The organism is Chryseobacterium caseinilyticum, assembly GCF_014837145.1.
Lineage (GTDB): Bacteria > Bacteroidota > Bacteroidia > Flavobacteriales > Weeksellaceae > Chryseobacterium > Chryseobacterium caseinilyticum.
Map to the genome: position 1 here is coordinate 641,183 of NZ_JACYFS010000001.1, position 25,855 is coordinate 667,037.

At 37.4% G+C, this 25,855-nt stretch carries 22 protein-coding genes; 12 read left to right on the plus strand and 10 right to left on the minus strand.

Annotated elements, in window-relative coordinates:
- Positions 1 to 2: 2 nt before the first annotated feature.
- Entirely contained in the window at positions 3 to 662 is a 660-nt protein-coding gene (pnuC, locus tag IC610_RS03065) for a nicotinamide riboside transporter PnuC (RefSeq protein WP_191736191.1), read from the minus strand.
- Between the two features lie 166 nt (positions 663 to 828).
- On the opposite strand from pnuC, the gene IC610_RS03070 reads away from it, so the two are divergent.
- From IC610_RS03070 to hemN, 4 genes are all read left to right on the plus strand, one after another.
- Positions 829 to 2,472, plus strand: coding sequence for an APC family permease (locus IC610_RS03070; RefSeq protein ID WP_191735183.1), 1,644 nt, complete (start codon positions 829 to 831; stop codon positions 2,470 to 2,472).
- 51 nt (positions 2,473 to 2,523) lie between these two features.
- A complete protein-coding gene (locus IC610_RS03075) occupies positions 2,524 to 3,543 on the plus strand; it encodes a WD40/YVTN/BNR-like repeat-containing protein (RefSeq protein ID WP_191735184.1) in 1,020 nt (339 codons plus the stop codon).
- A gap of 129 nt (positions 3,544 to 3,672) precedes the next feature.
- Positions 3,673 to 4,566: a sialate O-acetylesterase gene (locus IC610_RS03080; protein ID WP_194698880.1), complete on the plus strand. Its 894-nt coding sequence runs from the start codon at positions 3,673 to 3,675 to the stop codon at positions 4,564 to 4,566.
- Between the two features lie 100 nt (positions 4,567 to 4,666).
- Entirely contained in the window at positions 4,667 to 6,025 is a 1,359-nt protein-coding gene (hemN, locus tag IC610_RS03085) for an oxygen-independent coproporphyrinogen III oxidase (protein WP_191735185.1), read from the plus strand.
- 41 nt (positions 6,026 to 6,066) lie between these two features.
- Here hemN and IC610_RS03090 read toward each other — a convergent pair whose 3' ends face one another.
- The gene (locus tag IC610_RS03090; protein WP_191735186.1) at positions 6,067 to 7,431 is read right to left on the minus strand and encodes a PQQ-dependent sugar dehydrogenase; all 1,365 of its coding nucleotides are present in this window, start codon (positions 7,429 to 7,431) and stop codon (positions 6,067 to 6,069) included.
- A gap of 207 nt (positions 7,432 to 7,638) precedes the next feature.
- Between IC610_RS03090 and secD the strand changes: the two genes are divergently transcribed.
- The 6 genes from secD (at position 7,639) to IC610_RS03120 (ending at position 14,305) form a co-directional block, all read left to right on the plus strand.
- Positions 7,639 to 10,533, plus strand: coding sequence for a protein translocase subunit SecD (gene secD / locus IC610_RS03095; protein WP_191735187.1), 2,895 nt, complete (start codon positions 7,639 to 7,641; stop codon positions 10,531 to 10,533).
- 277 nt (positions 10,534 to 10,810) lie between these two features.
- The gene (locus IC610_RS03100; protein ID WP_191735188.1) at positions 10,811 to 12,028 is read left to right on the plus strand and encodes a TCR/Tet family MFS transporter; all 1,218 of its coding nucleotides are present in this window, start codon (positions 10,811 to 10,813) and stop codon (positions 12,026 to 12,028) included.
- 61 nt (positions 12,029 to 12,089) lie between these two features.
- Positions 12,090 to 12,431, plus strand: a complete 342-nt coding sequence (locus IC610_RS03105) for a Sec-independent protein translocase subunit TatA/TatB (protein ID WP_191735189.1) — start codon at positions 12,090 to 12,092, stop codon at positions 12,429 to 12,431.
- A complete protein-coding gene (locus tag IC610_RS03110; protein ID WP_191735190.1) occupies positions 12,431 to 12,997 on the plus strand; it encodes a phosphatase PAP2 family protein in 567 nt (188 codons plus the stop codon). The genes IC610_RS03105 and IC610_RS03110 overlap by 1 nt, the downstream gene beginning before the upstream one ends.
- Complete coding sequence (locus IC610_RS03115) at positions 12,994 to 13,815, plus strand: tetratricopeptide repeat protein (RefSeq protein WP_191735191.1); 822 nt, start codon at positions 12,994 to 12,996, stop codon at positions 13,813 to 13,815. The genes IC610_RS03110 and IC610_RS03115 overlap by 4 nt, the downstream gene beginning before the upstream one ends.
- A gap of 34 nt (positions 13,816 to 13,849) precedes the next feature.
- On the plus strand, positions 13,850 to 14,305 hold the full coding sequence (locus IC610_RS03120) for a tRNA (cytidine(34)-2'-O)-methyltransferase (RefSeq protein ID WP_191735192.1): 456 nt from the start codon (positions 13,850 to 13,852) through the stop codon (positions 14,303 to 14,305).
- 1 nt (position 14,306) lies between these two features.
- Here IC610_RS03120 and IC610_RS03125 read toward each other — a convergent pair whose 3' ends face one another.
- Positions 14,307 to 14,780, minus strand: a complete 474-nt coding sequence (locus IC610_RS03125; RefSeq protein WP_191735193.1) for a 23S rRNA (pseudouridine(1915)-N(3))-methyltransferase RlmH — start codon at positions 14,778 to 14,780, stop codon at positions 14,307 to 14,309.
- 161 nt (positions 14,781 to 14,941) lie between these two features.
- Between IC610_RS03125 and IC610_RS03130 the strand changes: the two genes are divergently transcribed.
- Together IC610_RS03130 and IC610_RS03135 are read left to right on the plus strand one after the other, a co-directional pair.
- Positions 14,942 to 15,979, plus strand: a complete 1,038-nt coding sequence (locus IC610_RS03130; RefSeq protein WP_191735194.1) for a YihY/virulence factor BrkB family protein — start codon at positions 14,942 to 14,944, stop codon at positions 15,977 to 15,979.
- Complete coding sequence (locus tag IC610_RS03135; protein WP_191735195.1) at positions 15,960 to 16,337, plus strand: hypothetical protein; 378 nt, start codon at positions 15,960 to 15,962, stop codon at positions 16,335 to 16,337. The genes IC610_RS03130 and IC610_RS03135 overlap by 20 nt, the downstream gene beginning before the upstream one ends.
- Here the strand turns inward: IC610_RS03135 and nhaA are convergent.
- The 7 genes from nhaA to IC610_RS03170 form a co-directional block, all read right to left on the minus strand.
- A complete protein-coding gene (nhaA, locus tag IC610_RS03140) occupies positions 16,334 to 17,512 on the minus strand; it encodes a Na+/H+ antiporter NhaA (RefSeq protein WP_191735196.1) in 1,179 nt (392 codons plus the stop codon). The genes IC610_RS03135 and nhaA overlap by 4 nt on opposite strands.
- Before the next feature lie 3 nt (positions 17,513 to 17,515).
- Positions 17,516 to 19,720: a RelA/SpoT family protein gene (locus tag IC610_RS03145; protein ID WP_056080175.1), complete on the minus strand. Its 2,205-nt coding sequence runs from the start codon at positions 19,718 to 19,720 to the stop codon at positions 17,516 to 17,518.
- A gap of 126 nt (positions 19,721 to 19,846) precedes the next feature.
- Complete coding sequence (locus IC610_RS03150) at positions 19,847 to 20,212, minus strand: hypothetical protein (protein ID WP_191735197.1); 366 nt, start codon at positions 20,210 to 20,212, stop codon at positions 19,847 to 19,849.
- Between the two features lie 117 nt (positions 20,213 to 20,329).
- Positions 20,330 to 21,280: a hypothetical protein gene (locus tag IC610_RS03155; RefSeq protein ID WP_191735198.1), complete on the minus strand. Its 951-nt coding sequence runs from the start codon at positions 21,278 to 21,280 to the stop codon at positions 20,330 to 20,332.
- A 65-nt stretch (positions 21,281 to 21,345) separates the two neighbouring features.
- A complete protein-coding gene (acs, locus tag IC610_RS03160) occupies positions 21,346 to 23,253 on the minus strand; it encodes an acetate--CoA ligase (RefSeq protein WP_191735199.1) in 1,908 nt (635 codons plus the stop codon).
- A 170-nt stretch (positions 23,254 to 23,423) separates the two neighbouring features.
- Entirely contained in the window at positions 23,424 to 23,879 is a 456-nt protein-coding gene (locus IC610_RS03165; RefSeq protein ID WP_191735200.1) for a GNAT family N-acetyltransferase, read from the minus strand.
- An 11-nt stretch (positions 23,880 to 23,890) separates the two neighbouring features.
- Positions 23,891 to 25,780, minus strand: a complete 1,890-nt coding sequence (locus tag IC610_RS03170; RefSeq protein WP_191735201.1) for an AMP-binding protein — start codon at positions 25,778 to 25,780, stop codon at positions 23,891 to 23,893.
- Positions 25,781 to 25,855 lie beyond the last annotated feature (75 nt).

A 25,855-nucleotide genomic window follows, 5' to 3' on the forward strand; every position in this document is an offset into this window, starting at 1 on the left:
TTTTACTGTTTTAAACTTTTATTCCAGGCAATCAGTCCGTTGATTGCCATGAAGGTAAATACCAAATATTGCACCGAAGTAATTCCCAGCTCCTTGTAGAGCATCATCGGAATGCAGATGATATCTCCGAGAATCCAGAAATACCAGCTTTCGACGCGTCTTTTTGCCATCAGCCACATTCCGATAAGGAATACTGAAGTTGTGATAACGTCAAGCCAGTTGCCCCAGTCAAGATGGTAAAGACCAAAACGTATTCCGTCAGAAGAGAAATTATTATCTATTAAAGGTTTGTAATAATAAACAGCTGTAACCAGCAACATACTCACAACAAACAGAATAACGCTATACAACCAATCTCTTTTTGTAGCCTTCTGAACATCTACGTGGATATGGTCATCCGAATTTTTAGACCATAAAATCCACCCGTAAACACTCATTACCGTATAATAAACATTGATCATGCAGTCGCCCAAGAGACCAAAATTAAAAAGAATGTAGACGTAAATGACTGTGGAGATAATTCCCGTAGGGTAGAGCCATATATTTTTTTTAACCGATAGGTAGACACTCACAATTCCTAAAATACAGGCAATAGATTCCAATACAATCTGTCCGTAAGTGTAGGTCTCATAAGGTTTTAGAAAGAGATCGTAGAAATTCATCGCTTCAAAAATACGCAAAAAAATTATCCGTTGAAATAATTTTAAAACGTGTGAAAATCAATTTTTTATGGTTGATAATTAAAGTTTTTGTTCTAAAAATTAGCAACAAACGTTAATTTCTCTAAATTTTTTATACTTTCGTAAATCTTTAATTAAATTAAATTATATGTCTAAAATTTGGGCTAAAAAGCCAATGAGTGCTTATGAAGCTGATATTCAGAAGAGCGAGCTCAAGCGTGTCTTGGGGAAATGGAGCCTTACTGCAATCGGAATCGGAGCTATTATCGGAGGAGGTATTTTCGTACTTACAGGTACCGGTGCTTACTACAATGCCGGACCAGCCTTAGCACTATCGTTCGTTATTGCAGGTATTGCCTGCGTTTTTGCTGCTTTATGTTACGCGGAATTCGCATCTATTCTTCCTGTTGAAGGTTCTGCTTACGCTTATGCTTACGGAACTGTAGGAGAAATTTTTGCATGGATCATCGGCTGGGGACTGATCCTCGAATATGCCATGGGATCTATGACAGTAGCAGTATCATGGTCAGGATATTTCGGAAAATTACTGAAAATGTTTGGCCTTCATTTGCCATACTGGATGACTACCGATCCCGGAACTGCTCACAAAGCATTTGGTGAAGCTACAAAACAGATTGCGGAAGGAAAACTGCCTGCAGACAAGTTATTAGGGTTTAAGGAAACGATAGCTAATTTCAACGCTGCACCAGAGATTGCAAATTTTAAACTTTTCTTAAATCTTCCGGCTTTAGCAATCGTTCTGTTTGTAATCTGGATTCTATTGAGAGGAACAAAAGGAGCTGCAAAAGCAAACAACTTTATTGTAATTCTAAAGGTTTCTGCAATCATCTTTGTAATAATAGCCGGATTGTTTTTCATTAATGTTGAAAACTGGACACCATTTATTCCTGATGCTACGACCATCACTGAAAACGGAGTTACCCATAATGCCTACGGCGTTGCCGGAATTGTGGCGGGAGCATCTGCAATTTTCTTTGCATACGTTGGATTTGATGCAGTTTCTACGCAGGCCGGGGAAGCGATTAATCCTAAAAAAGATGTACCGTTTGCGATTATCACTTCACTGATTATCTGTACTGTTTTATATATTTTGGTATCACTTGTTCTTACGGGAATGATGCATTACTCAGATTTCAATCCTTTAGGTAAATATCCTGATGCGATTAAAGCACCTGTGGCTTATGCATTCGATATTGCTGGGCAGGCATGGGCTGGTTACATCATCACCATCGCTGCTACGGTAGGTTTGATTTCTGTATTGATGGTAATGATCATGGGACAGTCAAGAATTTTTCTTGGAATGTCTAAGGACGGTCTTATCCCGGCTACTTTTTCTAAAGTAAATCCGACATCAGGAGTGCCTAGAAAAAATTTAATGATTTTGGGAACTGTGATTGCAATTGTTGCATCACTTACTCCAATCAACGATTTGGCGCACATGACGAGCTTCGGAACTTTATTCGCTTTCACAATGGTTTGTGTAGCGGTATGGGTTTTGAGAGTGAAAGAACCGAATATGGTAAGAAGTTTCAAGGTTCCTGCTTTGCCAGTAATTGCATGTTTGGGAATAGCCATCAATGTTTACCTGATTTTTAACCTGAGCAAAGAAGCTCAGATGTATTCTTTCGGATGGTTGATTATTGGTTTTATTATTTACTTCCTTTACAGTAAAAGAAATTCAAAACTGCAGAACGGCGGTTATGGTGAAACTTTCAAGGCAGAACAGAAGCCTTTGGAAGATGTTGATATCAACATAGACAATAAAGAATAAATTTTAAATTCCGCCTCGTGCGGAATTTTTTTTTGACTAAATTTGAGTATTATGAAAAAATTAATTACCACCACGTTCCTCACGGTTTCTCTGTTCTCATTTGCTCAGAAAATCGAAAGTTTTGAAAACATATTAACCGATCAGATTAGCATCAGAGCGCTGGAACTCCACGACGGAAAAGTCTGGTACAGCGGAACTGAGTCTAAATTTGGTTTTGTAGATCTGAAAAATCCTGCGAATAAAAAGCAGATTACCCTTTCAGAAAAAAAGCTTCAGTTCCGGACTTTAGCACAAGACCAGAATTCGTTTTACACGATTAATATTGAAAGTCCGGCTCAGTTTTTTAAAGTAGATAAAAAATCGCTGAAGTATCAGGTTGTTTATAAAGACACAGCTAAAACTGCATTTTACGATGCTTTGTATTTTCATAAAAATAAATTTTTTGCATTCTCAGATCCTTCGGAAGATTTAAATTTAAAGCTGATGGATTTCAAAATGATAAAAGGAAAATTTATGACTAAAAAATATCCGCATTTAAAAATGAAGACTGGCGAAGCGGCTTTTGCATCGAGCAATACCAATATTTCGGGTGGGGAAAATTTTATTTGGGTAGCCACAGGCGGAAATTCATCAAGAATTTTAAGATTAAATCTGAAAAATGATAAACTGGAAGCCTTTGAAACACCTTTTGTTCAGGGGATTTCTTCTCAGGGGATTTACTCAATAGATTTTGCAGGAGATAAATTTGGCATCGCTGTCGGAGGAGATTACACAAAACAAAATGAAAACATCAACAACATTGCGACCTCCACAGATGCAGGGAAAACCTGGCAGATTCAGGCTTCAGGAAACAACGTAGGCTACACCACCTGTGTGAAAATTAAACCCAATTCAAAAGGAAAAGAAATTATTTCCGTTGGTGATCAGCATATTTCATATTCATCAGACTTCGGAAAAACATGGAAGAAGATTTCAGATGAAAAAGGTTTTTTTGTCTGCAAATGGGTAGATCAAAATACAGTTGTTTTCGCAGGAAAAGATAAAATTTCTGTGATGAAGCTTAAATTTTAAATATTTAAAAAGATATTATTGTGAACGGGAGAATTTTGTTTTTTCACAAAAATCCGATCCAAAAGAAACAATCATTTCAGATTTTCGCAAAGTGATATCAATGCTAAACTTTTCATTCAATTAAATTCAATGGGCAAACTCAAAATATTTCTTCTTTTAATAATTCCCACTGTTTTTCAGGCTCAAAAAATCAGGGTTTTTGTTTTGGCAGGCCAATCTAATATGAACGGTTTCGGTTACAATAAAGATTTACCGAAAGATTTAAAAACTTTCAAAGACGTTTATATTTTTCATGGAAATTCGGTTCCCGATGGTGAAATAAATGGAGGTCTGGGAAAATGGGAAGTCCTGAAACCCGGTCACGGAACGGGATTTAAATCTGACGGCAAATACAATACACTTTCATACCGCTTTGGTTTGGAGCTGACTTTCGCCAGACAAATAAAAGAACTTTTTCCTAATGATAAAATCGCACTGATAAAGTATGCCAGGGAAGGGACTTCCATCGACAGTCTTGCAGCAGGAAATTTTGGGTGTTGGGACGCAGATTTCAACGGTAAGAAAGGAATCAATCAGTACGATCATTTTCTAAAAACGCTGAGTTTAGCTTTGGAAGAATCGGATATTGATAAAGATGGTAAAAAAGATGAGATCGTTCCTTCAGGAATTTTGTGGATGCAAGGCGAAAGTGACGGAGGTTTTTCCAGAGAGATTGCAGAAAAATATTACGGCCACCTTCACAATCTTATGAATTTGATGCGCGCTTCGTTGCGAAAAGATGACATTCCTGTTGTGATTGGAAAAATTTCAGACTCTGGGAAAAATGAAAATGGCAAAGTTTGGGCTTTTGGTGAAATCATTCAGGAAGCTCAAGAAAAATTTGTAAAAACTGATAAAAAAGCAGCCATTGTTCGTTCCACAAAAAAATATCTATACAGCGATACCTGGCATTATAACAGCGCAGGATATCTGGATTTGGGAGAAAAATTCGCCGAAGAAGTATTTAGACTGATTACAAAATAAGATTTCGGTGAAAGGCTAACAACTGTCATTCTTTGTATATCGGCATTAATGAGTAATTTTGCATATCTGTGTTGATGACAGGTGTGCAAATTTTTTTTACATGAATTCTTTAGTCGATAAATATAATATTCCCGGACCCCGTTATACTTCTTATCCTACCGTTCCTTATTGGGATGAGAGCAGTTTTTCGCCGGAAACGTATAAGGAAACGGTGATCAGATCTTTTAACGAATCCAATTCTGAAGAGGGGATTTCCATTTACATTCACCTTCCTTTTTGTGAGGCTTTATGTACATTTTGTGCCTGTCACAAAAGAATTACCAAGCAACACAGCGTAGAAATTCCTTATCTGGAATCGGTTTTAAAAGAATGGAATTTGTATTTAAAACTTTTCAGTGAAAAACCAAAGCTTAAAGAACTTCACCTGGGTGGCGGAACTCCTACATTTTTTTCTCCGGCAAATCTGAAAACGATGCTTCAGGGTATATTTGAAACTGTAGAGATTGCCGAAGATCCTGAGTTTTCTTTTGAAGGTCATCCGAATAATACAACACGCGAGCATCTGCAGACTTTGTACGATCTCGGTTTCAGAAGAGTGAGCTTTGGTGTTCAGGATTATGATCCGAAGGTACAAAAAGCCATCAATAGAATTCAGTCCTACGAAAAAGTAAAAGAAGTAACAGAATTTGCAAGGGAAATTGGTTATCGTGGAATAAGTCATGATTTGGTGTTCGGTCTTCCGCATCAAAACTGGGAAGTGATGGAAAATACCATCCGTAAAACAATGGAACTGAAACCGGACAGACTTGCTTTTTATTCCTACGCACATGTGCCGTGGATAAAAGGTGTGGGCCAGAGAGGTTTTGACGAAAATGACCTTCCGAGCGGTGATGAGAAAAGACGTCTGTATGAAAATGGGAAAAAATTACTTGAAGATTTAGGCTATATCGAAGTTGGAATGGATCATTTTGCTCTGGAACACGACGATCTCTATCAGTCGATGAAACAGGGTAAGCTTCACAGAAACTTCATGGGTTATACTTCAAGCAAAACCCTTTTGATGGTTGGTTTGGGGATGTCTGCTATTTCAGATTCGTGGTATGCCTTTGCCCAGAATGTAAAGACAGTGGAAGAGTATCAGAAAATGGTCGAAGAAGGTGAAATTCCGGTGGTAAAAGGTCATATTCTGAATCAGGAGGATCTTTCGGTGAGGCGTCATATTTTAAATTTAATGTGTCAGCTCGAAACTGAATTTACCTACACGAATTCTTTCCCAGAACTAAAAAATTCTCTTCATATGCTTTCCGAAATGCAAAATGACGGTTTGGTTGAAGTATACGACACCAGAGTCAAAATAACTGAGAAAGGCCGTGCTTTCACAAGAAATGTTGCGATGGTTTTTGATCTCAGAATGATGAGAAACAAACCTGAAACAAGAATTTTTTCAATGACGATATAAATAAAAAGCGATTCCCGAAAGAATCGCTTTTTACATTGATTTTATTTAATGATGATTCTTTGACTGTGAGATTTCAAATCCCCATTTTTCAAGATTAAATAATAAACTCCCGCAGGAATTCCTGAAATGTCGATCCCATTTTCGTGGTCGATAACTTTCTGTTCCAAAACTTTTATTCCTTCGCTGCTCATTAGTTCGGCACTCATATTCTGAAGGTTATAGGCGTTTACAAATATCCTTTCTGATGCAGGATTCGGATAAACTTTAATTCCTTCATTATATAAAATACTTTCATCCGTTGCTAAAGTTCCCGACTGTATTTTAAAAATTTTTCCGCTGGTTACCGCAGCTACGTAAAGCTCTTTTTGTGAATCCTGCCCGAATGTTGAAAAATTATTTCCTGTAAAAGCTGGCGTCCATGTGATAGAATTATCAGAATTCAGCATTCCGATTTGTGTAGAGCAGTAATCTGCAAAAAAGTATTTCCCTTGTAATGCGGGATAGGCTGCTCCTCTGTAAACATATCCACCGGTTATTGAGCATTTTCCGCCTGAATGATCATAGACTGCAACCGGAAATGTCATTGAGCTCATCGGGTCGCATCCCCCGGTATTGTAGGTGTTATTTCCTTCGTAACATCTCCACCCGTAATTGATTCCGGCCTGTGTAATCGGCATCGAATTGATCTCTTCAATTACGCCTTGTCCAACATCGGCAATCATTGCCTTTCCGGTGGTTAAATCAAATGAAAACTTCCAGGCATTTCTTAATCCATAAGACCAGATTTCGTCTGATCCGTCAATTCCAATGAAGGGATTTCCTGCAGGAATGTTGTAAGGTCCAGTGGAATTTATATCTAATCTCAACATTTTCCCCAAAAGAGAATTTTTGTTTTGAGCATTGTTGTTGGGGTCTCCGCCACTTCCGCCATCGCCGGTTATTACCCAAAGATTACCGTCCGGAGCGAAATGGATGCTTCCTCCATTGTGATTATCAAAAGGTTTCGGAATACTGATGATGATTTTTTCTGTGGTAGCGTCGGCAACATCAGCATTTGAACTTACCGTGTATCTGGCAACAGTAAGATTTCCTGCAGTATTATTGTAAAAAACAAAAAAGTAGCCATTGGTAGCATATTGAGGGTGAAAAGCAAGTCCTAAAAGACCACGCTCTCCGCCATACAAGACTTTGGAACTGATATTAATGAAATTGGTTGAATTGGTGGTTCCGTTGGGTTGAAGAATTTTGATTATTCCGTTTTGCTGAACGACGAAAAGTCGGCTGTCGTTGGCATTTACAATCTCAACAGGTGCTGTAAAACCTGTGGCAAACTCCTGCAAGCTAATGCTTTGTGCAGATAGAAGAGACGAACAAATAATGCCCGCCGCAAAAAGTAGATTTTTCATAATAATTTGGATTTTAGTGTGTTAAATGATTGATGAAAAATCTGTACCAATTGAATTATATATAGCAAAGATTATAGAAAGTATTTTGAAAACTCTCATTTCACCTCGGTTTTATCTGAAAATAAACGATTTCTATTGTTAAAAAGTCAAAAAAAATACAATTAAATTGTTATATTTGCCGACTTAATTTAACGTAGTTACAATAAAATGCAAGGAAAAGGACTTATTACAATTATTGCTATTGTCCTCGGGTTGATTTGCTTAAATGAGCTAATACCAACCTGGTACGCCAGTAAAATTGAATCGCAGATCGAAGCTGCGAATGGGAACGAGAAGGAAATCAAGAGGATCAAAGAGCAGACTCTGAATCTTGGTTACACAGAGCTTACGTATGCTAAAGCAAAAGACAAGGAAATGAAACTGGGTCTCGACCTTAAAGGTGGGATCAACGTTCTTTTGGAAATCAACCAGAGAGATTTGGTAAATGATTTAACCAATTATTCCACAAATCCTGTGCTTATCGAAGCTTTAAACAAGACAGATGAAGCACAGAAAAACTCTACTAAGTCTTACATCGATAACTTTTTTGATCAGTTTGATGCAGTAAACAAAGCTAAAGGTGCAAATCTTAAATTAGCAGATTCTGAAATTTTCGGAAATACCAATCTTCAGGAAATCAAACACAATACTACTGACGATCAGGTAAAAAGCATTATTAAAAAGAGAATAGATCTATCTGTAGATGCAGCTTTTGAAGTAATCAGAACAAGAATTGACAAAGTAGGAGCTATTCAGCCAAACGTTCAGAGAGTGCCTGGTACAGCCAGAATTTCTGTTGAAATGCCAGGTATGAAAGACAGAGATAAGGTGAAGAAGATGCTTCAGACTTCTGCAAAGCTTCAGTTTTGGGAAGTGCAGCAGGCTCAGGAAGTTGTTCCTTATTTCCAGTCATTAAGCACAATGATCTCTGCTAAAGGTGATTCTATCGGAATTTCTAAGAAGACCGATTTAATGAAACTTTTACAGTTCGAAAAACTTCAGTCTAACGGAGTAGGAAACATCAAAATTTCTGATACTGCGACTGTTAACAAAATTTTAAGAAGCAAAGTGGCGCAGTCTTTAAGACCTGCCAACCTTAAATATACTCAGTTCCTTTGGGGTTATAAGCCTGAAGCTACATCTCCGGATGATCTTGTGCTGTACGCTATCAGAGGAAATATCAACCAGAAAGCACCGGTAGACGGAGCAGTGGAAACAGCAAAAATCAGCTACGATGATCTTGGAAGAGTAGTAGTAGATATGCAGATGGATTCTAAAGGTGCTAAAGAATGGAAAACTTTAACCGAGAAAAACGTTGGAAGACCGGTAGCAGTAACGCTTGACGGAAATGTGTATACAGCACCAAATGTTGTAAATGCTATTCCAAACGGTAGAACTCAGATCTCAGGAAACTTCTCTCAGGAAGAAGCCAAAGAATTGGTTGACGTTTTGGGAGCAGGTAAACTTCCTGCAGGTGCGAAAGTGGTTCAGGATACGGTAGTTGGTCCTTCATTGGGTCAGGAATCTATTGATGCGGGGATGATGTCTTTTGGAATTGCATTCCTTATTATCATCGTTTATATTATTTTCTATTACGGTGGAGCTGGTGTTTATGCGGTTATCGCGATGATCATCAACTTGTTCTACATCTTTGGAATTATGGATTCCGGTGACTTCACGTTAACGCTTCCAGGTATCGCAGGTATGGTACTTACTATGGCGATGGCTGTAGATACAAACGTAATTATTTATGAAAGAACGAAAGAAGAGCTTTTCGCAGGAAAAGGTATTCTTCAGGCTTATAAAGACGGATTTAAACATGCATTAAACGCAATTATTGATGGTCACCTTACCACTTTACTTACGGCAGCTGTTTTATTCTTCTTCGGAACAGGTCCTATCAAAGGATTTGCGATCACTTTAGGTATTGGTATCATCATGACTTTGTTTACTTCGGTAGCATTATCAAGAGTAATGATTTTCTCAAGACTTGAAAAAGGAAAAGGACTTTCAGTTTGGACGGCTCCTACAAAAAATCTATTCAGAAATACGTGGATTGACTTTATTGGAAAGAGAAAAATTGCTTATTCAGTTTCAGTTATTTTAACAATTGTCAGCTTAGTTTCAATCTTTACCAACGGTTTTAAATACGGAATCGACTTTACTGGAGGTAGAAATTATGTGGTAAGATTTGATAAAAATGTAAGCGCAGAAGATGCAGAAGAAAGTTTAGTGAAACTTTTCAAAACTGAAGACGGAAAAAATTCTTCTGTTGAAGCAAAAACTTTCGGTAACGACAGACAGTTGAAAATTTCTACAGATTATCTTTTCGAAGACGAATCTCTGAAAGCAGACCAGACTGTGGAAAACAAATTATATGAAGGTTTAAAAGCAAATCTTCCTGCTAACCTTACTTTAGAAGAATTCAAATCTGCAGATAAAGATCACGCCGGAATTGTTTCATCAGAAAAAGTAGGTCCTACAGTAGCTGACGATATCAAAACACATGGTATTTTAGCAGTAGTTGCTGCATTGGCAGGTATCTTTATTTATATTCTAATCAGATTCAGAAAGTGGCAGTTCTCTTTGGGAGCAGTTGTTGCCCTTTTCCACGATGCGGTAATTATTTTGGGAGCGTATTCATTGCTTCACAATATTATGCCTTTCAACATGGAAATCAATCAGGATTTTGTTGCAGCGATTCTTACAGTATTGGGTTATTCAATCAACGATACGGTAATTATCTTCGACAGAATCAGGGAATATTTAAGAGAGAAAAAATCAGTTACATTGGCAGGTTTGTTTGATGACTCTATCTCAAGTACTTTAGGTAGAACGTTCAACACAACTTTCACTGTATTATTGGTAATTCTTGCGATCTTCATCTTTGGTGGAGATAACCTTAAAGGATTCATGTTTGCCTTGTTGATCGGTATCGGTTTCGGTGCTTACTCATCAGTATTCATTGCATCAGCAATCGCTTACGACTTCCTGAAAACAGGTAAGGAAGAAGATGTAAAAGGAAAATCTACTTCTGATAAAGAAGTATTGACTTCAAAATAAATTTAACTACAATTAAGTTATTTGGACTGTCTTTTTAAGGCAGTCCTTTTTTTTTGAATAGTATCTTCATTAAAAACTTTGTGGAATTATTAAGTTTTAACGCCATTGTGAAACTTAAAAACGGAAGCGAAACAGTCGGTAGTTTTTAAATCTTTGTGCTCTCTGTGTTAAAATTCCGCAGTGTAACACTGAGCATCTAATCAGTTTTTTATTTAAATTAAATCTAAATGAAAAATAAAAACTCTACACCTTTTCAGTTTTCATTAATTTTGCACCTATGGAAAAATCAAGGAAAAGCGCAGCCATCGGCTTTATCTTTATCACACTTCTGATAGATGTTATCGGTCTCGGAATTATTATCCCTGTGATACCGAAACTCATTGAAGAACTCATCCACGGAAGTGTAAATGAAGCTGCAAAATATGGCGGTTGGCTTGGCTTCGCGTATGCATTTACACAATTCATCTTTTCACCGGTGATCGGAAACCTCAGTGATAAATACGGACGCAGACCAATAATTCTGATTTCTTTGTTTGGTTTTGCCGTCGATTATATTTTCCTTGCATTAGCACCCAATATCTGGCTTCTGTTTGTCGGAAGGGTGATTGCCGGAATTACAGGAGCAAGTTTTACCACAGCCAGTGCTTATATTGCCGATATTTCCACAGATGAAGACCGTGCAAAAAACTTCGGGATGATTGGTGCTGCCTTTGGTCTTGGTTTTATTATCGGACCGCTGTTAGGTGGTGTGTTAGGTTATTTCGGACCGAGAGTTCCGTTTTACGCAGCTGCCGTTTTATGTCTCATCAATTTTCTTTACGGATATTTTATTCTTCCTGAAAGTCTTCCAAAAGGCCAGAGACGCGCATTTGACTGGAAGCGGGCAAATCCCATTGGCTCATTCAGATTTTTGTTTAAACATCCTGAACTCTCCGGTTTGGTAGTAAGTCTTTTTTTGATTTATATCGCAGGTCACGCGGTACAGACCAACTGGAATTATTTTACGATGAGCGAGTTTAAATGGGATGAGCTGACTGTAGGAATTTCTCTGGGAGTTGTAGGAATTCTGATTGCTCTGGTGCAGGGCGTTTTAATACGGTACACCACCCCAAAATTAGGCGAATACAAAAGTATTTACATCGGTCTCGCGCTGTATGCTTTCGGAATGCTTCTTTTTTCTTTCGCAACCGAGGGTTGGATGATGTTTGTTATTTTAGTTCCTTACTGTCTCGGTGGAATTTGCGGTCCGGCCTTACAGTCTGTCATTTCAAAAAATGTTGCAGCCAATGAACAGGGCGAACTTCAGGGTGCTTTAACAGGTTTGATGAGCGTTACAGCAGCGATCGGTCCGCCGTTGATGACCAATCTTTTCTATCATTTCAGCGAAAAAAATGCGGCATTCAGATTTCCGGGAGCTCCGTTTTTTCTGGCGTTTATCATGATGACTGTGAGCGTGGTCATTACCTGGTATGCATTCGAAAAGAAGAAATCTTAAAAAATATTTAAATTTAAATCTAAACTGAAGATTTATATTGAATCTTTTGTATTTTTACAGAATGGAATTAAGTTTTGGAGAAATGGCTCTCATCGTTCTGGCCATCGTGGTTTTATTCGGACCGGATAAGCTTCCGTCTATCGCCCGTGATCTGGGTGCAGGCGTAAGAAAAATGCGTGGTGCAGTAGATGACATCAAAACAGAAATTATGAAAGAGGCTGATAATCCTGTTTCAGACATCAAGAAAGAAATTGATAAAATTAAAGATGCCGCCAAAGAATATAATCCTCTGAACAATATGGATGATGATTTCAACAGCACATCACCGAAAGAGCTCACTGACGATAAACCTGTAATAAAACCTTCTGAAGATGATACTTACGAAGGGCCTGTAAGCAGATAATGGAAGAGATTGTTTTAGAAGACAAAGAGATATTTCTATATCTGAATACGCTCGGAAGTCAGCCTTTTGACCAGTTCTGGATTTTGATTTCCAAAACCTTTATCTGGATACCGCTTTACGCGATTTTCTGTTATTTTCTTTACAAAAATTTCAAACTTAAATCTTTCATATTCATACTCATTTTTGTAGCCTTGGGAACTACGGTTTCAGATCAGATGGCTGGTGTTTTCAAACACGGCATTCAAAGACTGAGACCTTGTCATGACCCATCTTTACAGGGCTTAATGAGAATTGTAAAATGTGGCGGAGAGCACGGATTTTATTCTGCACATGCATCCAACACCTTCTTTTTAGCATCTTATCTGAGTGTTTTATTAGGAAAAAAAATCAAATGGCTGCCCTATTTCGTTTTCTTTTGGGCAGCAGTCGTATCATACAGCAGAATTTATTTAGGCGTACATTTCCCGGGAGATATTTTGGTTGGGGCGTTTGCAGGATCTTTGGTGGGAGTGATATTTGCTTTACTCGCAAAAAAAGTGATCAACAGACAAACCATATCTCAATGAAGACAAAACTATTTTTTTTAGGTGCAGCATTATTTTCAATGACCTGCATCGATGCTCAGGATAAAAAACTGGCAGAAGAATGTATGCGCAAAAATGATTATGTATGTGCAGAAAAACAATATCAGATTCTTGCAGATAAAGAACTGATACAGAAATTTAAATCAGATTATTACGTTCAGCTGGGGACGGCACAGCGAAGATTAGGGAAAACATCCGCAGCATTCAAATCTTTCGAATCTGCTTTAATTACCAATCCTCTTTCAGTCTCTGTGTATGAAAACCTTGCCGCACTTCACAACACCAAAGGCAGCCGACCGAAAGCGTTGGAGTACATCAATTCCGGACTTAAAGTGGAGGAGCAGAATGCCAATCTTTACCTTTTGAGGTCAAAAGTGTATGACAATATGGGCAAAAAAGATCTTGCCCTGAAAGACCTCAATTACATTCTTACTTTTGCACCGGACAATTTATTTGCAAAGACAGGCTTAGCCACTTTAAAAAGACGGTCGGGAGATCTTGAAGGTTCGCTTGCCGACTACAATAAACTTCTTGCTGAACGACCGGAATCTCTTTTATACAACGGAAGGGCAGAGGTCTATGTTCAGATGAAAAAATACAAAGAAGCTTTGACAGACGTCAACAAATCGATTTCAATAGATTCAAAATTTTCTCAGTCCTACGTCACAAAAGCTGCGATTTTATTTGAAACAGCAAAACCAAAAGAAGCCTGCGACAATTTAGACAAAGCCATAGCACTGGGGCACGAGAAATCTCTTCTGCCTGACTACGCAGTAAAATGCATCAAAAAAACTCAGTAAAACTCTGATTTATTTTCAAAAATTTTATCCATTCATGTTAAATATCGTTCTCGTAGAACCTGAAATACCCAACAATACAGGAAATATCGGAAGACTTTGCGTAGGAACCGAAAGCAGATTACACCTTATTCATCCGTTGGGATTTCTGATCGATGATAAAAATCTCAAACGTTCGGGCCTCGATTACTGGGTGCATCTTGACGTTGCCGAATACGAAAATGTTGATGAGTGGATGAAAAATATCCCGGATCTGTCCAGAGTATTTCTGATGAGTTCCCATGCTGAAAAATCTTATCTTGAAATAGATTTTCAGGATGGTGACTGGCTTGTTTTCGGGAAAGAAAGTAAGGGTTTGGACAAAGATGTTTTAGACCGTTTTGAAAATCATTTAACCATTCCGATGTCTAAGCTTATACGAAGTTTTAATATTGCCAATTCTGTTGCATTCGTGGTGGGAGAAGCTAAAAGACAGATCAACCTGAAAGTTTAATTCAATCGTTGTGATAAGGTTTCCCCTGAAGAATCTGATCTGCACGGTAAATCTGTTCCACAATGAAAAGACGGATCATTTGATGAGTAAAAGTCATTTTAGATAGTGACATTTTTTCGTTGGCTCTGCTGTAGATTTCATCTGAGAAACCATAAGCTCCGCCGATCAGAATATGTATTTTTTTTACCGAAGAATTCATCCAGACATCTATTTTCTGAGCAAACTCACGGCTGGTAAACTGCTTACCTTTTTCGTCTAAAAGTATAACCAGATCAGTTTTATCGATTTGATTTAAAAATAATTTAGATTCCTCCTTTTTTAAAAGTTCCGGCGTTAAATTTTTTGCGTTTCTCACGTCGGGAATTTCATTTATTTCAAAATTCCAGTGTCTCGGAAACCGGGTTAGGTAATACTGAATAAGAGAGTTGATTTCTTTATCATCCGTTTTACCGATGCAGAGGAGTGAAATACGCATTTTTAAATTTTTAGACTGCAAAGATATTTATTTTGAATCAGACTTTGCAAAGGCTTGATTTTTGAAAATCATTTTAATTGTTTACTTTTACAAGATTTGAAAATATTTTGCAATTTGAAATTCTGACTGACGGAATTTCAGTTTTAAAAGATTAGACTAAAATGGCTATCAAAACTCCCAAAGTTTTCCTGAAGATTCAGAAATTTTTCGAAGATATTCACCTTCCTGTTCTGGGAATTTCTCTTTGGGAAATGTTTCAGATCTATTTTGCAGGGGTTTTCAAAGACAGAATCGGCAGAAAAGCCGCCGGAATTTCCTGGAACTTTACCTTAAGTCTCTTTCCGTTTATACTTTTCCTGCTTTCGGTTTTACCATACATGCCTCATTACGACAAACTCCAGTTTTATATTTTTGAGGTGTTGATGCACAATATTTTCCCGAGCAATATTGAAGGAGATGTAAGATCCTATATTGAAGATAATATTATCCCCAATATGAAGGGAATAAGCAATTTAACCATTCTCATAGCCCTGATTTTTGCCACCAACGGAACTTTTGCCCTTATCAGCGGCTTCAACGAGAAGTCTGATGAAAAACTGACCGATGTTAAGGAGTTTATCCTTTCATTTTTTATCACAATTGGTTTTGTAACCATCGTTTTCCTTGCTCTTTTCGGCGTTTATTATGTGGAAGTTGTAATGAAACTTTTTACGCCCAGCGATAATATTACATGGCTGACAAAAAACCTTTCCGCAATTATCGGTTTTGTTTCATTTCCGGTATTTTTCTTTTTGCTTTTAACATTATTTTATTGGTTGGGAACGGTGAAGATTGTACGTTTCAGACAGGCTGTTCCTGGAGCTATCCTAACAACCGTTTTATTTATCATTACCACTTATTTCTTTACGCTCTACGTTAAAAATATTGCCAGATATAATGTTTTATACGGTTCCATCGGAAGCATGATCCTTTTAATGGTATGGATTAACGTTAATGTATATCTACTGCTTTTTGGAAACGAACTGAATATGGCATTGAGAAAACTCAGGGTAGAAAAATTACTTGCTGATGAATTGAAAAACGAAAACAGCCCGGTTATTTCAACAACTTTCGAAGCCGTTTCTGACAGTGATGAAAAGGAGGCAGCTAAAGAAGAATTAAAACCAAAGAAAAACGTTGATGAAAAAACCGGCAATTAAATTATTTATAATCTGCGCATTAATAATTCTGCAGTCTTGTGAGCACATTCTCGATCAGGCTGAAGAAAAGAGAGCTCAGGAAAATTTCACTTCAGAATTTATGGGAAAATGGACGGGAACTTATTCCGGCGATCTCAGCGGTAGCCTTACAGTGAATGTTGCCAAAGATGCTTCCGCGGGAGTGACAAGAAGTGCAAATGGTGGAACGGATTCTTACTGGACCAGTCTTATCGGGTCTTCTTTCAATACAACAGTAAAATCGCCTCAGGGCTTTATTATTTATGGAAATCTGCAGAACAAAAGCGGAACGTGGGAAATGGGAAGTGCAAAAGGAACGTGGAGTGTTACTAAAAACTAATCCTTAAAATCTTCTTTAATTTTTGCAGGACTTATTCTTAAGACCAACGCACCTGAAACTGCAGCAATGACAGAAGCAATCAGGACGGCAAACTTGGCTTCATTCTGAATCTGCACATCATTTTTAAATGATAGCAATGCAATAAATATCGACATTGTAAATCCTATTCCTGCAAGTAAACCGACACCTGTCATCTGACTCCATGAGGAATTTTGAGGAAGCGAGCTGATTTTCAGTTTAATCGCAATCAGAGAAAACAAATTAATTCCAAATAATTTTCCCAGAACAAGTCCACCGATAATTCCTGCACCTAAACCACTGGTTAAAACATCTGTCATTCCGCTTTTAAATTCAATATTGGTGTTGGTTAAAGCAAAGAGAGGCATGATGAAAAAACCTACCGGAATGTGAAGCGAATGTTCCAGCTTTTCTAAAGGTGAAATTTTTGTTTCAGATGTATTGGTCGGAATACTTAATGCTACAATCACTCCTGCAATGGTTGCGTGAATTCCGGAATGATGTAGAAAATACCATAGGAATATTCCGGGAATGAGATAGAAAATAAGTTTTTTAATTTTCAGAAAATTTAAAATAAATAAAACTGCAGTAATCCCGAATGACAGTAGAAGATAAATCCAGTGAATTTGTTCTGTGTAAAAGATGGCAATCACCAGAATAGCTCCCAAATCATCAACAATTGCCAGTGCTGCAAGAAAAATTTTGAGAGACGCGGGTACTCTTTTACCTAAAAGAGCAATTACGGCTAAAGAAAATGCAATATCAGTAGCCATCGGGATTCCCCAGCCGCTGCTGTATTTGTTGCCATAATTTATAGCGGTAAATATTAATGCAGGAATCAACATTCCTCCAATCGCTGCAAAGACAGGTAGTGATGCGTTTTTGAAAGACGAAAGTTCACCTTCCATCAACTCTCTTTTAATTTCTAGTCCGACCAAAAGGAAAAAAATGGCCATCAATCCATCATTGATCCAGCTGCTTACAGAATATTTCAAATGTATTTTGTCAAAACCCATTTCAAGATCCAGAAAATCCTGAAAACCTTTTCCCAGCGGCGAATTTGCAATGGTCAATGCCACAGCGACACAGAAAATCAATAAAATTCCCGAGGATTGACTGCTTTGAAAAAATTTCTTAAAATAAACACTTAACTTCATCTTTTACAGTCGTCTCACCCTCGAAACCCCGTTAATATTTTTGAGTTTTTTAAAGGTTTCTTCGAGCTGTCCTGTGTGTTTCACCTCAAGATTGATGTTTCCTGTAAAAATTCCGTCGTTGGATTCTATCGACATGCTTTTCATGTCCATGCCCATTGCGCCGCTGATTACGGTGGTAATATCGTTGATCATTCCCATTCTGTCGAGACCTTCGATCTCAATTTTCACTCTGTTTTTAAAGCTTTCTTCATTAACCCACTTGGCAGGAATCACTCGGTAATCGTACTGTGCCCTGAGGTTGATGGCATTCGGACAGGTGTCGCTGTGAACTTTTATTCCTTCAGAAATGGTAATAAAACCAAAAATTTTATCTCCCGGAATTACGGTACAGCATTTAGCATAGGAGTAATTTAATTTCTCTTCATCTTTACCAAAGACGATCATATCGAGATTCTGCTCTTTCGGCTCTTCGTAATGAACGTTCTTGGTCGGCGATTTTCTGAATCTTGAAAGCAGGTTGTTGAAAACATTTTTACTTTCAATATACTTTCTTAAGCTGCTGACATCGAGTTCGTTGCTTTGAAATTTTAAAAATAATTCCTGAGAAGTTTTAAGATTAAAGAATTTCTGAAGTTTGTTGACTTCTTCATCATTAAAATTGATTTTAGCATGACGGAGTTTTCTCTGCAGTATTTCTTTACCTTCTTCTACCAACGAGTTTTTCTGCGAATTCAGGAAGCCTTTGATTTTAGACTTGGCTTTAGATGTAACTACAAATTCGAGCCAGTCGGATTTTGGTTTTTGATTTTGCGAAGAAAGAATATCAATCTGATCTCCGTTTTGAAGTTTGTATGAAATCGGAACCAGTTTACCGTTAATTTTCGCTCCCAAACATTTCATTCCCAAATCTGAATGCACCGAAAACGCAAAATCCAGAGCAGAAGCATTGGTTGGGAGAATTTTAATTTCACCCTTTGGAGTAAATACAAAGACTTCTTTTGAATAAAGATTAAGTTTAATATTATCTAAAAGTTCAGATGTGGAAAGGTTTTGCTGCTGTTCCAGAACGTCCCTGATCTCTGTAACCCATTTTTCAAAATTACGGTCTTCAGTGCTTTGTTTGTAGCCTTCTTTGTATTTATAATGAGCTGCAACGCCCTTTTCAGCAATGTCATCCATTCTTTCAGAACGGATCTGTACTTCAATCCACTTTCTGTCTGGTCCCAAAACGGTTAGGTGCAAACTTTCGTACCCTGTGGAACGGGGCTGCGTAATCCAGTCTCTCATCCTTGATGGATTGGAATGGTAAACATCCGTTACAATGGAATAGATTTTCCACGCAAGAAATTTCTCGTTTTTTGCATCGGATTTGTAGGTAATTCTGATGGCATAATTATCATAAACTTCCTCGAAGGAAACGCCTTGTTTAAGCATTTTCCTGTAAATTGAGGAAATTGCTTTTGCTCTTCCTTTGATGCTGAAATTCAGACCTTCATCCTGCAGACGGTCTGAAACTTCATTTTTAAACTCTTCAATATATTTTTCCCTCGATTCTTTGGCGAGTTCGAGTTTGGAAGTGATTTCATTATAAACTTCTGGATTATTGTACTTTAATGAGAGATCTTCAAGCTCAGATTTAATGTAGTATAATCCTAATCGGTGCGCCATCGGAGCATAAATGTAGACCGTTTCGGAAGCAATTTTCTTCTGCTTGTCGGGTGCCATACTTTCAAGAGTCCGCATGTTGTGAAGACGGTCTGCAATTTTGATCAGAATCACCCTGAAGTCTTCGGAAAGTGTGAGTAAAAGTTTTCTGTAATTTTCAGACTGAACCGAAATATTCTGATGGTTCATGATCGAAATTTTGGTAAGACCATTTACGATCTCGGCAATTTTCGACCCGAATATTTTCTGCAGATCTTCAAAAGTGTAATCTGAATCTTCAATCACATCGTGCAACAAAGCGCAGGCAATGGAGGTAGCTCCAAGACCGATTTCTGTGGCAACAATCTTGGCCACAGCGATAGGATGATAAATATAGGGTTCTCCGGATTTTCTTCTTTGGTCTTTGTGAGCGTCCAAAGCGATATCAAAAGCCTTTCTTATCAGTTTGTTGTGTTCTTCATCTAAAGTACGGTACGTATTAGAAATCAGATCTTTATATCTTGCGAGAATTTCTTTATTCTCCTGTTCCAGGTCATAACTCATTTGCGAAGGCTTTACGTAGACGAAAATACGAAAAATAAATGCAGTTATCAATTTATACATGCAAAAAAAATCCGCAGTTTTTGGCTGCGGATTCCGGTTATCAGTTTTATTTCAGGATTAGTTTTTTTAAAATTTCACCTCAGAGTCCATGCCATTAGTGGCACCTTTGAACTTTAAATCTGGAGTAGCGTGAATCTCGGTTTTGTTTTTAGCATCTATATACTTTTTTATGGTGGAATAGGATGCCTCACTGATGCTCATGTTTTCAAAGTGGTAAGTCTTCAGCACAGAGTTTTCAGCAAAAACCTTCCTTACAGTGCTCTCCTGAATCTGATCTGAGATCTGAACGCTCGTCATGTAGGGAGATTGGTGATGCTCGTCTGTGATATATACGATGTAGTCTGCATTATCAAAACCTGCCATTTCCAGCTCGATTTCGAGTCTTTTATAGTCGCTGTGTCTTTGGAAGACGCCGGTAATAATTGTGGACATAATAATTGGTTTTGGATTTGACTTAAAGGTACAAAATATTTCAACATCATTGTGAAAAATTTAAATAAATATTAAATATTTTATTTTATCGATAATAATTTAAAAAATATTAAGACTTTATCTATTATTTCGTATGGACGAATGTTTTATTTCAGTCCATTTTTGCTTACTCATGAGGGTATCTAATTTTTCATAGAAATTCATTAGAAACAAATATCTCTTTCCATTATAATCATAAATTTTTTTTGATTTTCCATTATCGAAAATAATTTCGGTTGACTCTGAAAAATCATCGTTTGAAAATGGATATCTTTCATTTATTTTTATGAAATTAACTTGATTAAGACCGTTCACCATCTTCTCGAAACTATAGTAGCCGTCACCTGAAAAATTTCCTTTTAAATTTTTATAATGGTAAGAATGTAGAATTAAAGAATCTTTTGTTAATGTTAACTGGTATAATCTTACGGGTGGAAAATGTTCATTTTTGGTGAAAATTATTTTTTCGACTGTATGTTTTTTACTGTCAGAATAATATTCCATCAATTCATTGTTTTTAATCATCAAAGTATCAATATCAAATAAATGAAAAGAATTATCAAAACCTTGATGATAAGAGATCAGTTTAATTAAAGGTTGGTTGTTAAACTGGATTATTTTCGACGCAATAACTTCATAGATTCTTCCTTTTCCCAGATTTAAAAGTCGATAACTTTTATTACCACTAATTAACAGTGCAGAATTATAATTGTGTTCGCTTATGTGAGGTTTGACAACGTTATTGTTATCTAAAACCCTTGGATCAGCAAGATTTAACAGATAGTCTTTCTTACCGTCATTGTTAAAATCAGCTTCATAGATAGGTTTAAAATTTTCTTGATTAAGAATTTTTCTAAATGCTGTTGTTGAATCTATAAATTCGTTACCCGTTAAAAAATCCTTTTTAAGATTCATATTTTCATAACTTTCATTTGAATGTATGATTTCTAAAATTTCATCTTCATTAAGTTCTTTTTTCCCGCAGGATTGCAAAAGAAAAATTCCGATTAATAAATAGATTAGTTTCATCAAGCAATTTTTAAATTAAAAAGCCTGTCTAAAAAATTAAACAGGCTCTAAAATATTTAAATAAATTAAATTCTCTCGTTTTTAATTTCCTCCACAATTTCAGGATTTAATAGAGTAGAAGTATCTCCGAAATTCGAGAAGTCACCTTCCGCAATCTTTCTCAGAATTCTTCGCATAATCTTTCCTGAACGTGTTTTCGGCAGCCCGGAAACAAACTGAATTTTATCAAGCTTTGCAATCGGACCGATCTGATCTGAAATCAACTGATTGATTTCTTTTTTCAGGTTTTCTTTCTGACGGCCGGCGCCAGTGTCTTTTAAAATCACAAAACCGTACAAAGCACTTCCTTTGATGTCGTGCGGGAAGCCTACAATCGCAGATTCTGCCACCGCAGGATGTTCGTTGATGCTGTCTTCAATCGGAGCAGTTCCTAAATTGTGCCCGGAAACAATTACCACATCATCCACACGACCTGTAATTCTGTAATAACCCACTTCGTCTCTCAAAGCACCGTCGCCAGTGAAATATTTCCCCGGAAATGCTGAGAAATAAGTTTCCTTATATCTTTGATGGTCGCCCCAAATCGTTCTCGCAATTCCCGGCCATGGAAAACGGATGCATAGATTTCCTGTCACCTGATTTCCTGTGATTTCATTGCGTTTGTCATCCATCAGAACCGGTTGAATTCCCGGTAACGGAAGTGTTGCATAAGTCGGTTTCGTCGGCGTGACAAATGGGATAGGAGAGATCATAATTCCGCCGGTTTCTGTTTGCCACCACGTATCGACAATCGGACATTTTTTTCTTCCTACGTGATCGTTAAACCAATGCCATGCTTCATCGTTAATAGGTTCTCCCACAGATCCGATCACTCTCAATGAGCTTAAATCATGTTTATCAACCCACTCAGCGCTTTCTTTAGCCAAAGAACGGATGGCGGTTGGTGCAGTGTAAAATTGAGTGACTTTATGCTTTTCAATAACTTCCCAGAATCTGTCAGGCTCAGGATAGGTGGGTACTCCTTCAAAAATAACTGTGGTTGCCCCATTTAAAAGTGGTCCGTACAAAATGTAAGAGTGTCCCGTAATCCAGCCGATATCTGCAGTGCACCAGTAAATGTCGTTTTCCTGATAATTGAAAACATTTTTAAATGTGTACGCCGAATAAACCATGTAGCCGGCAGAAGTGTGAAGCATTCCTTTGGGTTTTCCGGTAGAACCTGATGTGTACAGAATAAACAGAGGATCTTCGGCATCCATAATGATCGTAACGAAATCGGCAGAAGCTTTTTCGTACAGGTCAGCCATCCAGAAATCTCTGCCTTCCTTCATTTTAACTTCATTGTTGGTTCTTTTGACCACCAAAGCTTTTTCTACAGTAGGACATTTTTCCAAAGCTTCGTCGATTATTGATTTTAAATCTAAAACTTTATTGCCTCTGTAACTTCCGTCTGAAGTGATCAGCATTTTTGCGCCGCAGTCATTCACTCTCGAAACTACTGCCGAAGCTGAAAATCCGGCGAAAATAACTGAATGTACAGCTCCGATTTTCGCACAGGCCAACATCGTAACCGCCAGCTCAGGAATCATCGGAAGGTAGATGCAGACTCTGTCGCCCTTCTCGATGCCCATGTCTTTTAGAACATTGGCTGTTTTGTTGACTCTTTCATACAGTTCGTTGTAGGAAATATGCTGAGCTTCTTCTTTCGGATCGTTCGGCTCCCAGATGATGGCTGTTTTTTCGCCACGTACCGATAAATGTCTGTCGAGGCAGTTTTTAGTGATATTTAATTTAGCATCTTTAAACCATGTGATTTTTGCCTCATTCATATCATATTTTACCACTTTGCTCCATCTTTGGTACCATACAAAATTTTGGTCAGCTACTTTATCCCAGAATTTTTTCGGGTTTTTGATTGATTTTTTGTACTCTTCAAAGTAGTGCGGTAAATCTTCTATCACGTAATTTCTCATACTTTTTCTTTTTAGAATTATTTATTTTTAATGTTTAAATTAATTTCTCGTGCTTAATATTTAAACACAGAGTTCACAAAGCTTTTTATAAATACTCTGCTGAAAGTCCCACGAAGCCGTTTCACTTACATAAGCAAAATGGTGTCTATTTCAAATGAATTTTCAAAAATTTAATCCAATTTGAGTTCCATAATTGGTAAAAATCTGTCTATTATGGATGTTTCAATTTGTCCAATTTTTGTAAACCCGAAACTTTCATAAAATTTCTGTGCGTTTGGGTCGGCATCAAGAATTATTCTTGATCTTTGACTCTGTTTTATTTTTAAAATGAAATCATTCATTAATAATTTACCATAACCTTTACCGATATTTTCTGGTGAAACAAAAAGATTATCCAGCCTCACGCTGTTATTTTCAATTTCGAAATAAGAATAATAAGCAGCAGTCGATTTGTTGATAACTAATTTATAAACTTCATTGCTTTGGATATATTCTGAAGTGATGGTTAGCAAATCTGACCATTCATTCATTTGTTCCTCAGAATAACCCCAGTAAGCCTTTGATCTTTTTGTGATCTCGGTTAAAATCTTAGCGTCGTCGGAATTTGCTTTGATAATTTCTGTCATCACACTTAAGTTTATGAATTTCTGTATTGCAGAATCTTCTCCTTTAATTCGTCAATAATCATTTCATCATCAATCGTCGATGGAATCTGAAATTCTTTACCATCAATAATCGTTCTGATCAGTTTTCTTAAAATTTTTCCTGAACGGGTTTTGGGAAGTCTTTTTACAACCATTACAGACTTTAGAAAAGCCACTGCTCCGATTTTTTCTCTTACATTTTTAATGATTTCTTTTTCAATATCAGTTTCAGAAATCTCAGATCCGTTTTTTAAAACAACTGCCGCAAAAGGAACCTGTCCGCGCAAGTCATCATCTATTCCGACAACAGCGCATTCGGCAACATCAGGATGCGCGGAGACAATTTCTTCCATTTCTGAAGTTGAAAGTCGGTGGCCGGCTACGTTGATTACATCATCCACTCTTCCTGTTATGAAAATATAGCCATCTTCATCTTTAATGGCACCGTCTCCTGAAAAATAATAACCTTTGTACTGAGATAAATAACTTTTCTCGAAACGTTCGTAATCATTCCAAATTCCCAGCATTGCACCGGGTGGAAGCGGAAGTTTGATAACTAAATATCCTTCTTTATGCTCATCCACTTCATATCCATTTTCATCAAAAATTTTAATATCATATCCTGGAATCGGTTTCCCTGCGGAAGCTCTTTTAATTTTATAATTATCATCAAAAGTGAGTAAGCCTAACATCGGCGAGCCGGATTCTGTCTGCCACCAATGGTCGATGGCGGGAACACCGATGTGCTTTTCAAACCAATCCAAAGTTGCAACATCGCATCTTTCGCCTGCCAAAAACTGTTTTTTAAAATGGCTTAAATCATATTTCTTTACTAATTCGCCATTTGGATCTTCTTTTTTAATCGCTCTGATAGCTGTAGGAGCGGTAAACATTGCGAAAACTTTGTACTCAGAAATAATTCTCCAAAAAGTTCCTGCGTCGGGAGTCATAATTGGCTTTCCTTCAAAAATGATCGTTGTGTTTCTGTTGATTAAAGGTCCGTAAACGCTGTAACTGTGACCGACTGCCCAACCAAAATCGGAAGCCGCCCAAAATGTTTCGCCCTGTTCAATTCCATAGATGTATTTCATGGAAAATTTCAAAGCAGTTGCATAACCGCCGGTGTCTCTAGTGATGCCTTTTGGTTTTCCGGTAGTTCCGGAAGTGTATAAAAGATAAAGCGGATGATTCGATTCCACAGAAATACAATCTGCAGGCTCAGACTTTTCAACCAGTTCTTCATAATCGATGATTCCTTCAAACATTTCATGCTGATTGTCGACCAATTTTCTGTTAAAAACAATGATGTTTTCGACTTTATCCTGCGCCAGTTCTATTGCTTTTTCAACCAATGGCAGATAAGGAATTCTCTTGGCAATTTCAATTCCGGCAGTGGCGGTAATTAATGCATTTGGCTTGCAGTCATCGATTCTCACAACCAGTTCATGAGGTGCAAAACCTCCGAAAACCACATTGTGAATCACGCCGATTCGCGCACAGGCCAACATCGCAAAAAGCGTCTGAGGAATCATCGGCATATAAATGACTGCGGTATCGTCTTTTTTTAAACCTAAAGAAACCAATCCGCCAGCTAATTTTGAAATTTCTTTTTTAGCCTGATTAAAGGTGTATTTTAATTTCTGATTGGTAACGGGAGAATCGTAGATAATCGCTGTTTCTTCTCCAAAACCGTCTTCAATATGTTTGTCGATGCAGAGATAAGACATGTTGAGTTTTCCGTCCGCAAACCATTGGGTGTAATCATTTCCGTCCTTGGAAATAATCTGATTTGGAAATTTAAACCACGAAATTTCCTGAGCCTGTTCTTTCCAGAACTGCTCTTTGTTTTCTATGCTTTGTTTAAATAAATTATCTGTCTTCATAATTTGTTGTTTTTAAAACACGAATTGCACGACTTTTTTCACGAATTGCACTAAATCATTAGCGCAATTCTATTA

Excerpts from the sequence above, each read along its gene's own strand:
- pnuC (WP_191736191.1), bottom strand. The coding sequence starts at position 662 with ATGAATTTCTACGATCTCTTTCTAAAACCTTATGAGACCTACACTTAC.
- IC610_RS03070 (WP_191735183.1), top strand. The coding sequence starts at position 829 with ATGTCTAAAATTTGGGCTAAAAAGCCAATGAGTGCTTATGAAGCTGAT.
- IC610_RS03075 (WP_191735184.1), top strand. The coding sequence starts at position 2,524 with ATGAAAAAATTAATTACCACCACGTTCCTCACGGTTTCTCTGTTCTCA.
- IC610_RS03080 (WP_194698880.1), top strand. The coding sequence starts at position 3,673 with ATGGGCAAACTCAAAATATTTCTTCTTTTAATAATTCCCACTGTTTTT.
- hemN (WP_191735185.1), top strand. The coding sequence starts at position 4,667 with ATGAATTCTTTAGTCGATAAATATAATATTCCCGGACCCCGTTATACT.
- IC610_RS03090 (WP_191735186.1), bottom strand. The coding sequence starts at position 7,431 with ATGAAAAATCTACTTTTTGCGGCGGGCATTATTTGTTCGTCTCTTCTA.
- secD (WP_191735187.1), top strand. The coding sequence starts at position 7,639 with ATGCAAGGAAAAGGACTTATTACAATTATTGCTATTGTCCTCGGGTTG.
- IC610_RS03100 (WP_191735188.1), top strand. The coding sequence starts at position 10,811 with ATGGAAAAATCAAGGAAAAGCGCAGCCATCGGCTTTATCTTTATCACA.
- IC610_RS03105 (WP_191735189.1), top strand. The coding sequence starts at position 12,090 with ATGGAATTAAGTTTTGGAGAAATGGCTCTCATCGTTCTGGCCATCGTG.
- IC610_RS03110 (WP_191735190.1), top strand. The coding sequence starts at position 12,431 with ATGGAAGAGATTGTTTTAGAAGACAAAGAGATATTTCTATATCTGAAT.
- IC610_RS03115 (WP_191735191.1), top strand. The coding sequence starts at position 12,994 with ATGAAGACAAAACTATTTTTTTTAGGTGCAGCATTATTTTCAATGACC.
- IC610_RS03120 (WP_191735192.1), top strand. The coding sequence starts at position 13,850 with ATGTTAAATATCGTTCTCGTAGAACCTGAAATACCCAACAATACAGGA.
- IC610_RS03125 (WP_191735193.1), bottom strand. The coding sequence starts at position 14,780 with ATGCGTATTTCACTCCTCTGCATCGGTAAAACGGATGATAAAGAAATC.
- IC610_RS03130 (WP_191735194.1), top strand. The coding sequence starts at position 14,942 with ATGGCTATCAAAACTCCCAAAGTTTTCCTGAAGATTCAGAAATTTTTC.
- IC610_RS03135 (WP_191735195.1), top strand. The coding sequence starts at position 15,960 with ATGAAAAAACCGGCAATTAAATTATTTATAATCTGCGCATTAATAATT.
- nhaA (WP_191735196.1), bottom strand. The coding sequence starts at position 17,512 with ATGAAGTTAAGTGTTTATTTTAAGAAATTTTTTCAAAGCAGTCAATCC.
- IC610_RS03145 (WP_056080175.1), bottom strand. The coding sequence starts at position 19,720 with ATGAGTTATGACCTGGAACAGGAGAATAAAGAAATTCTCGCAAGATAT.
- IC610_RS03150 (WP_191735197.1), bottom strand. The coding sequence starts at position 20,212 with ATGTCCACAATTATTACCGGCGTCTTCCAAAGACACAGCGACTATAAA.
- IC610_RS03155 (WP_191735198.1), bottom strand. The coding sequence starts at position 21,280 with ATGAAACTAATCTATTTATTAATCGGAATTTTTCTTTTGCAATCCTGC.
- acs (WP_191735199.1), bottom strand. The coding sequence starts at position 23,253 with ATGAGAAATTACGTGATAGAAGATTTACCGCACTACTTTGAAGAGTAC.
- IC610_RS03165 (WP_191735200.1), bottom strand. The coding sequence starts at position 23,879 with ATGACAGAAATTATCAAAGCAAATTCCGACGACGCTAAGATTTTAACC.
- IC610_RS03170 (WP_191735201.1), bottom strand. The coding sequence starts at position 25,780 with ATGAAGACAGATAATTTATTTAAACAAAGCATAGAAAACAAAGAGCAG.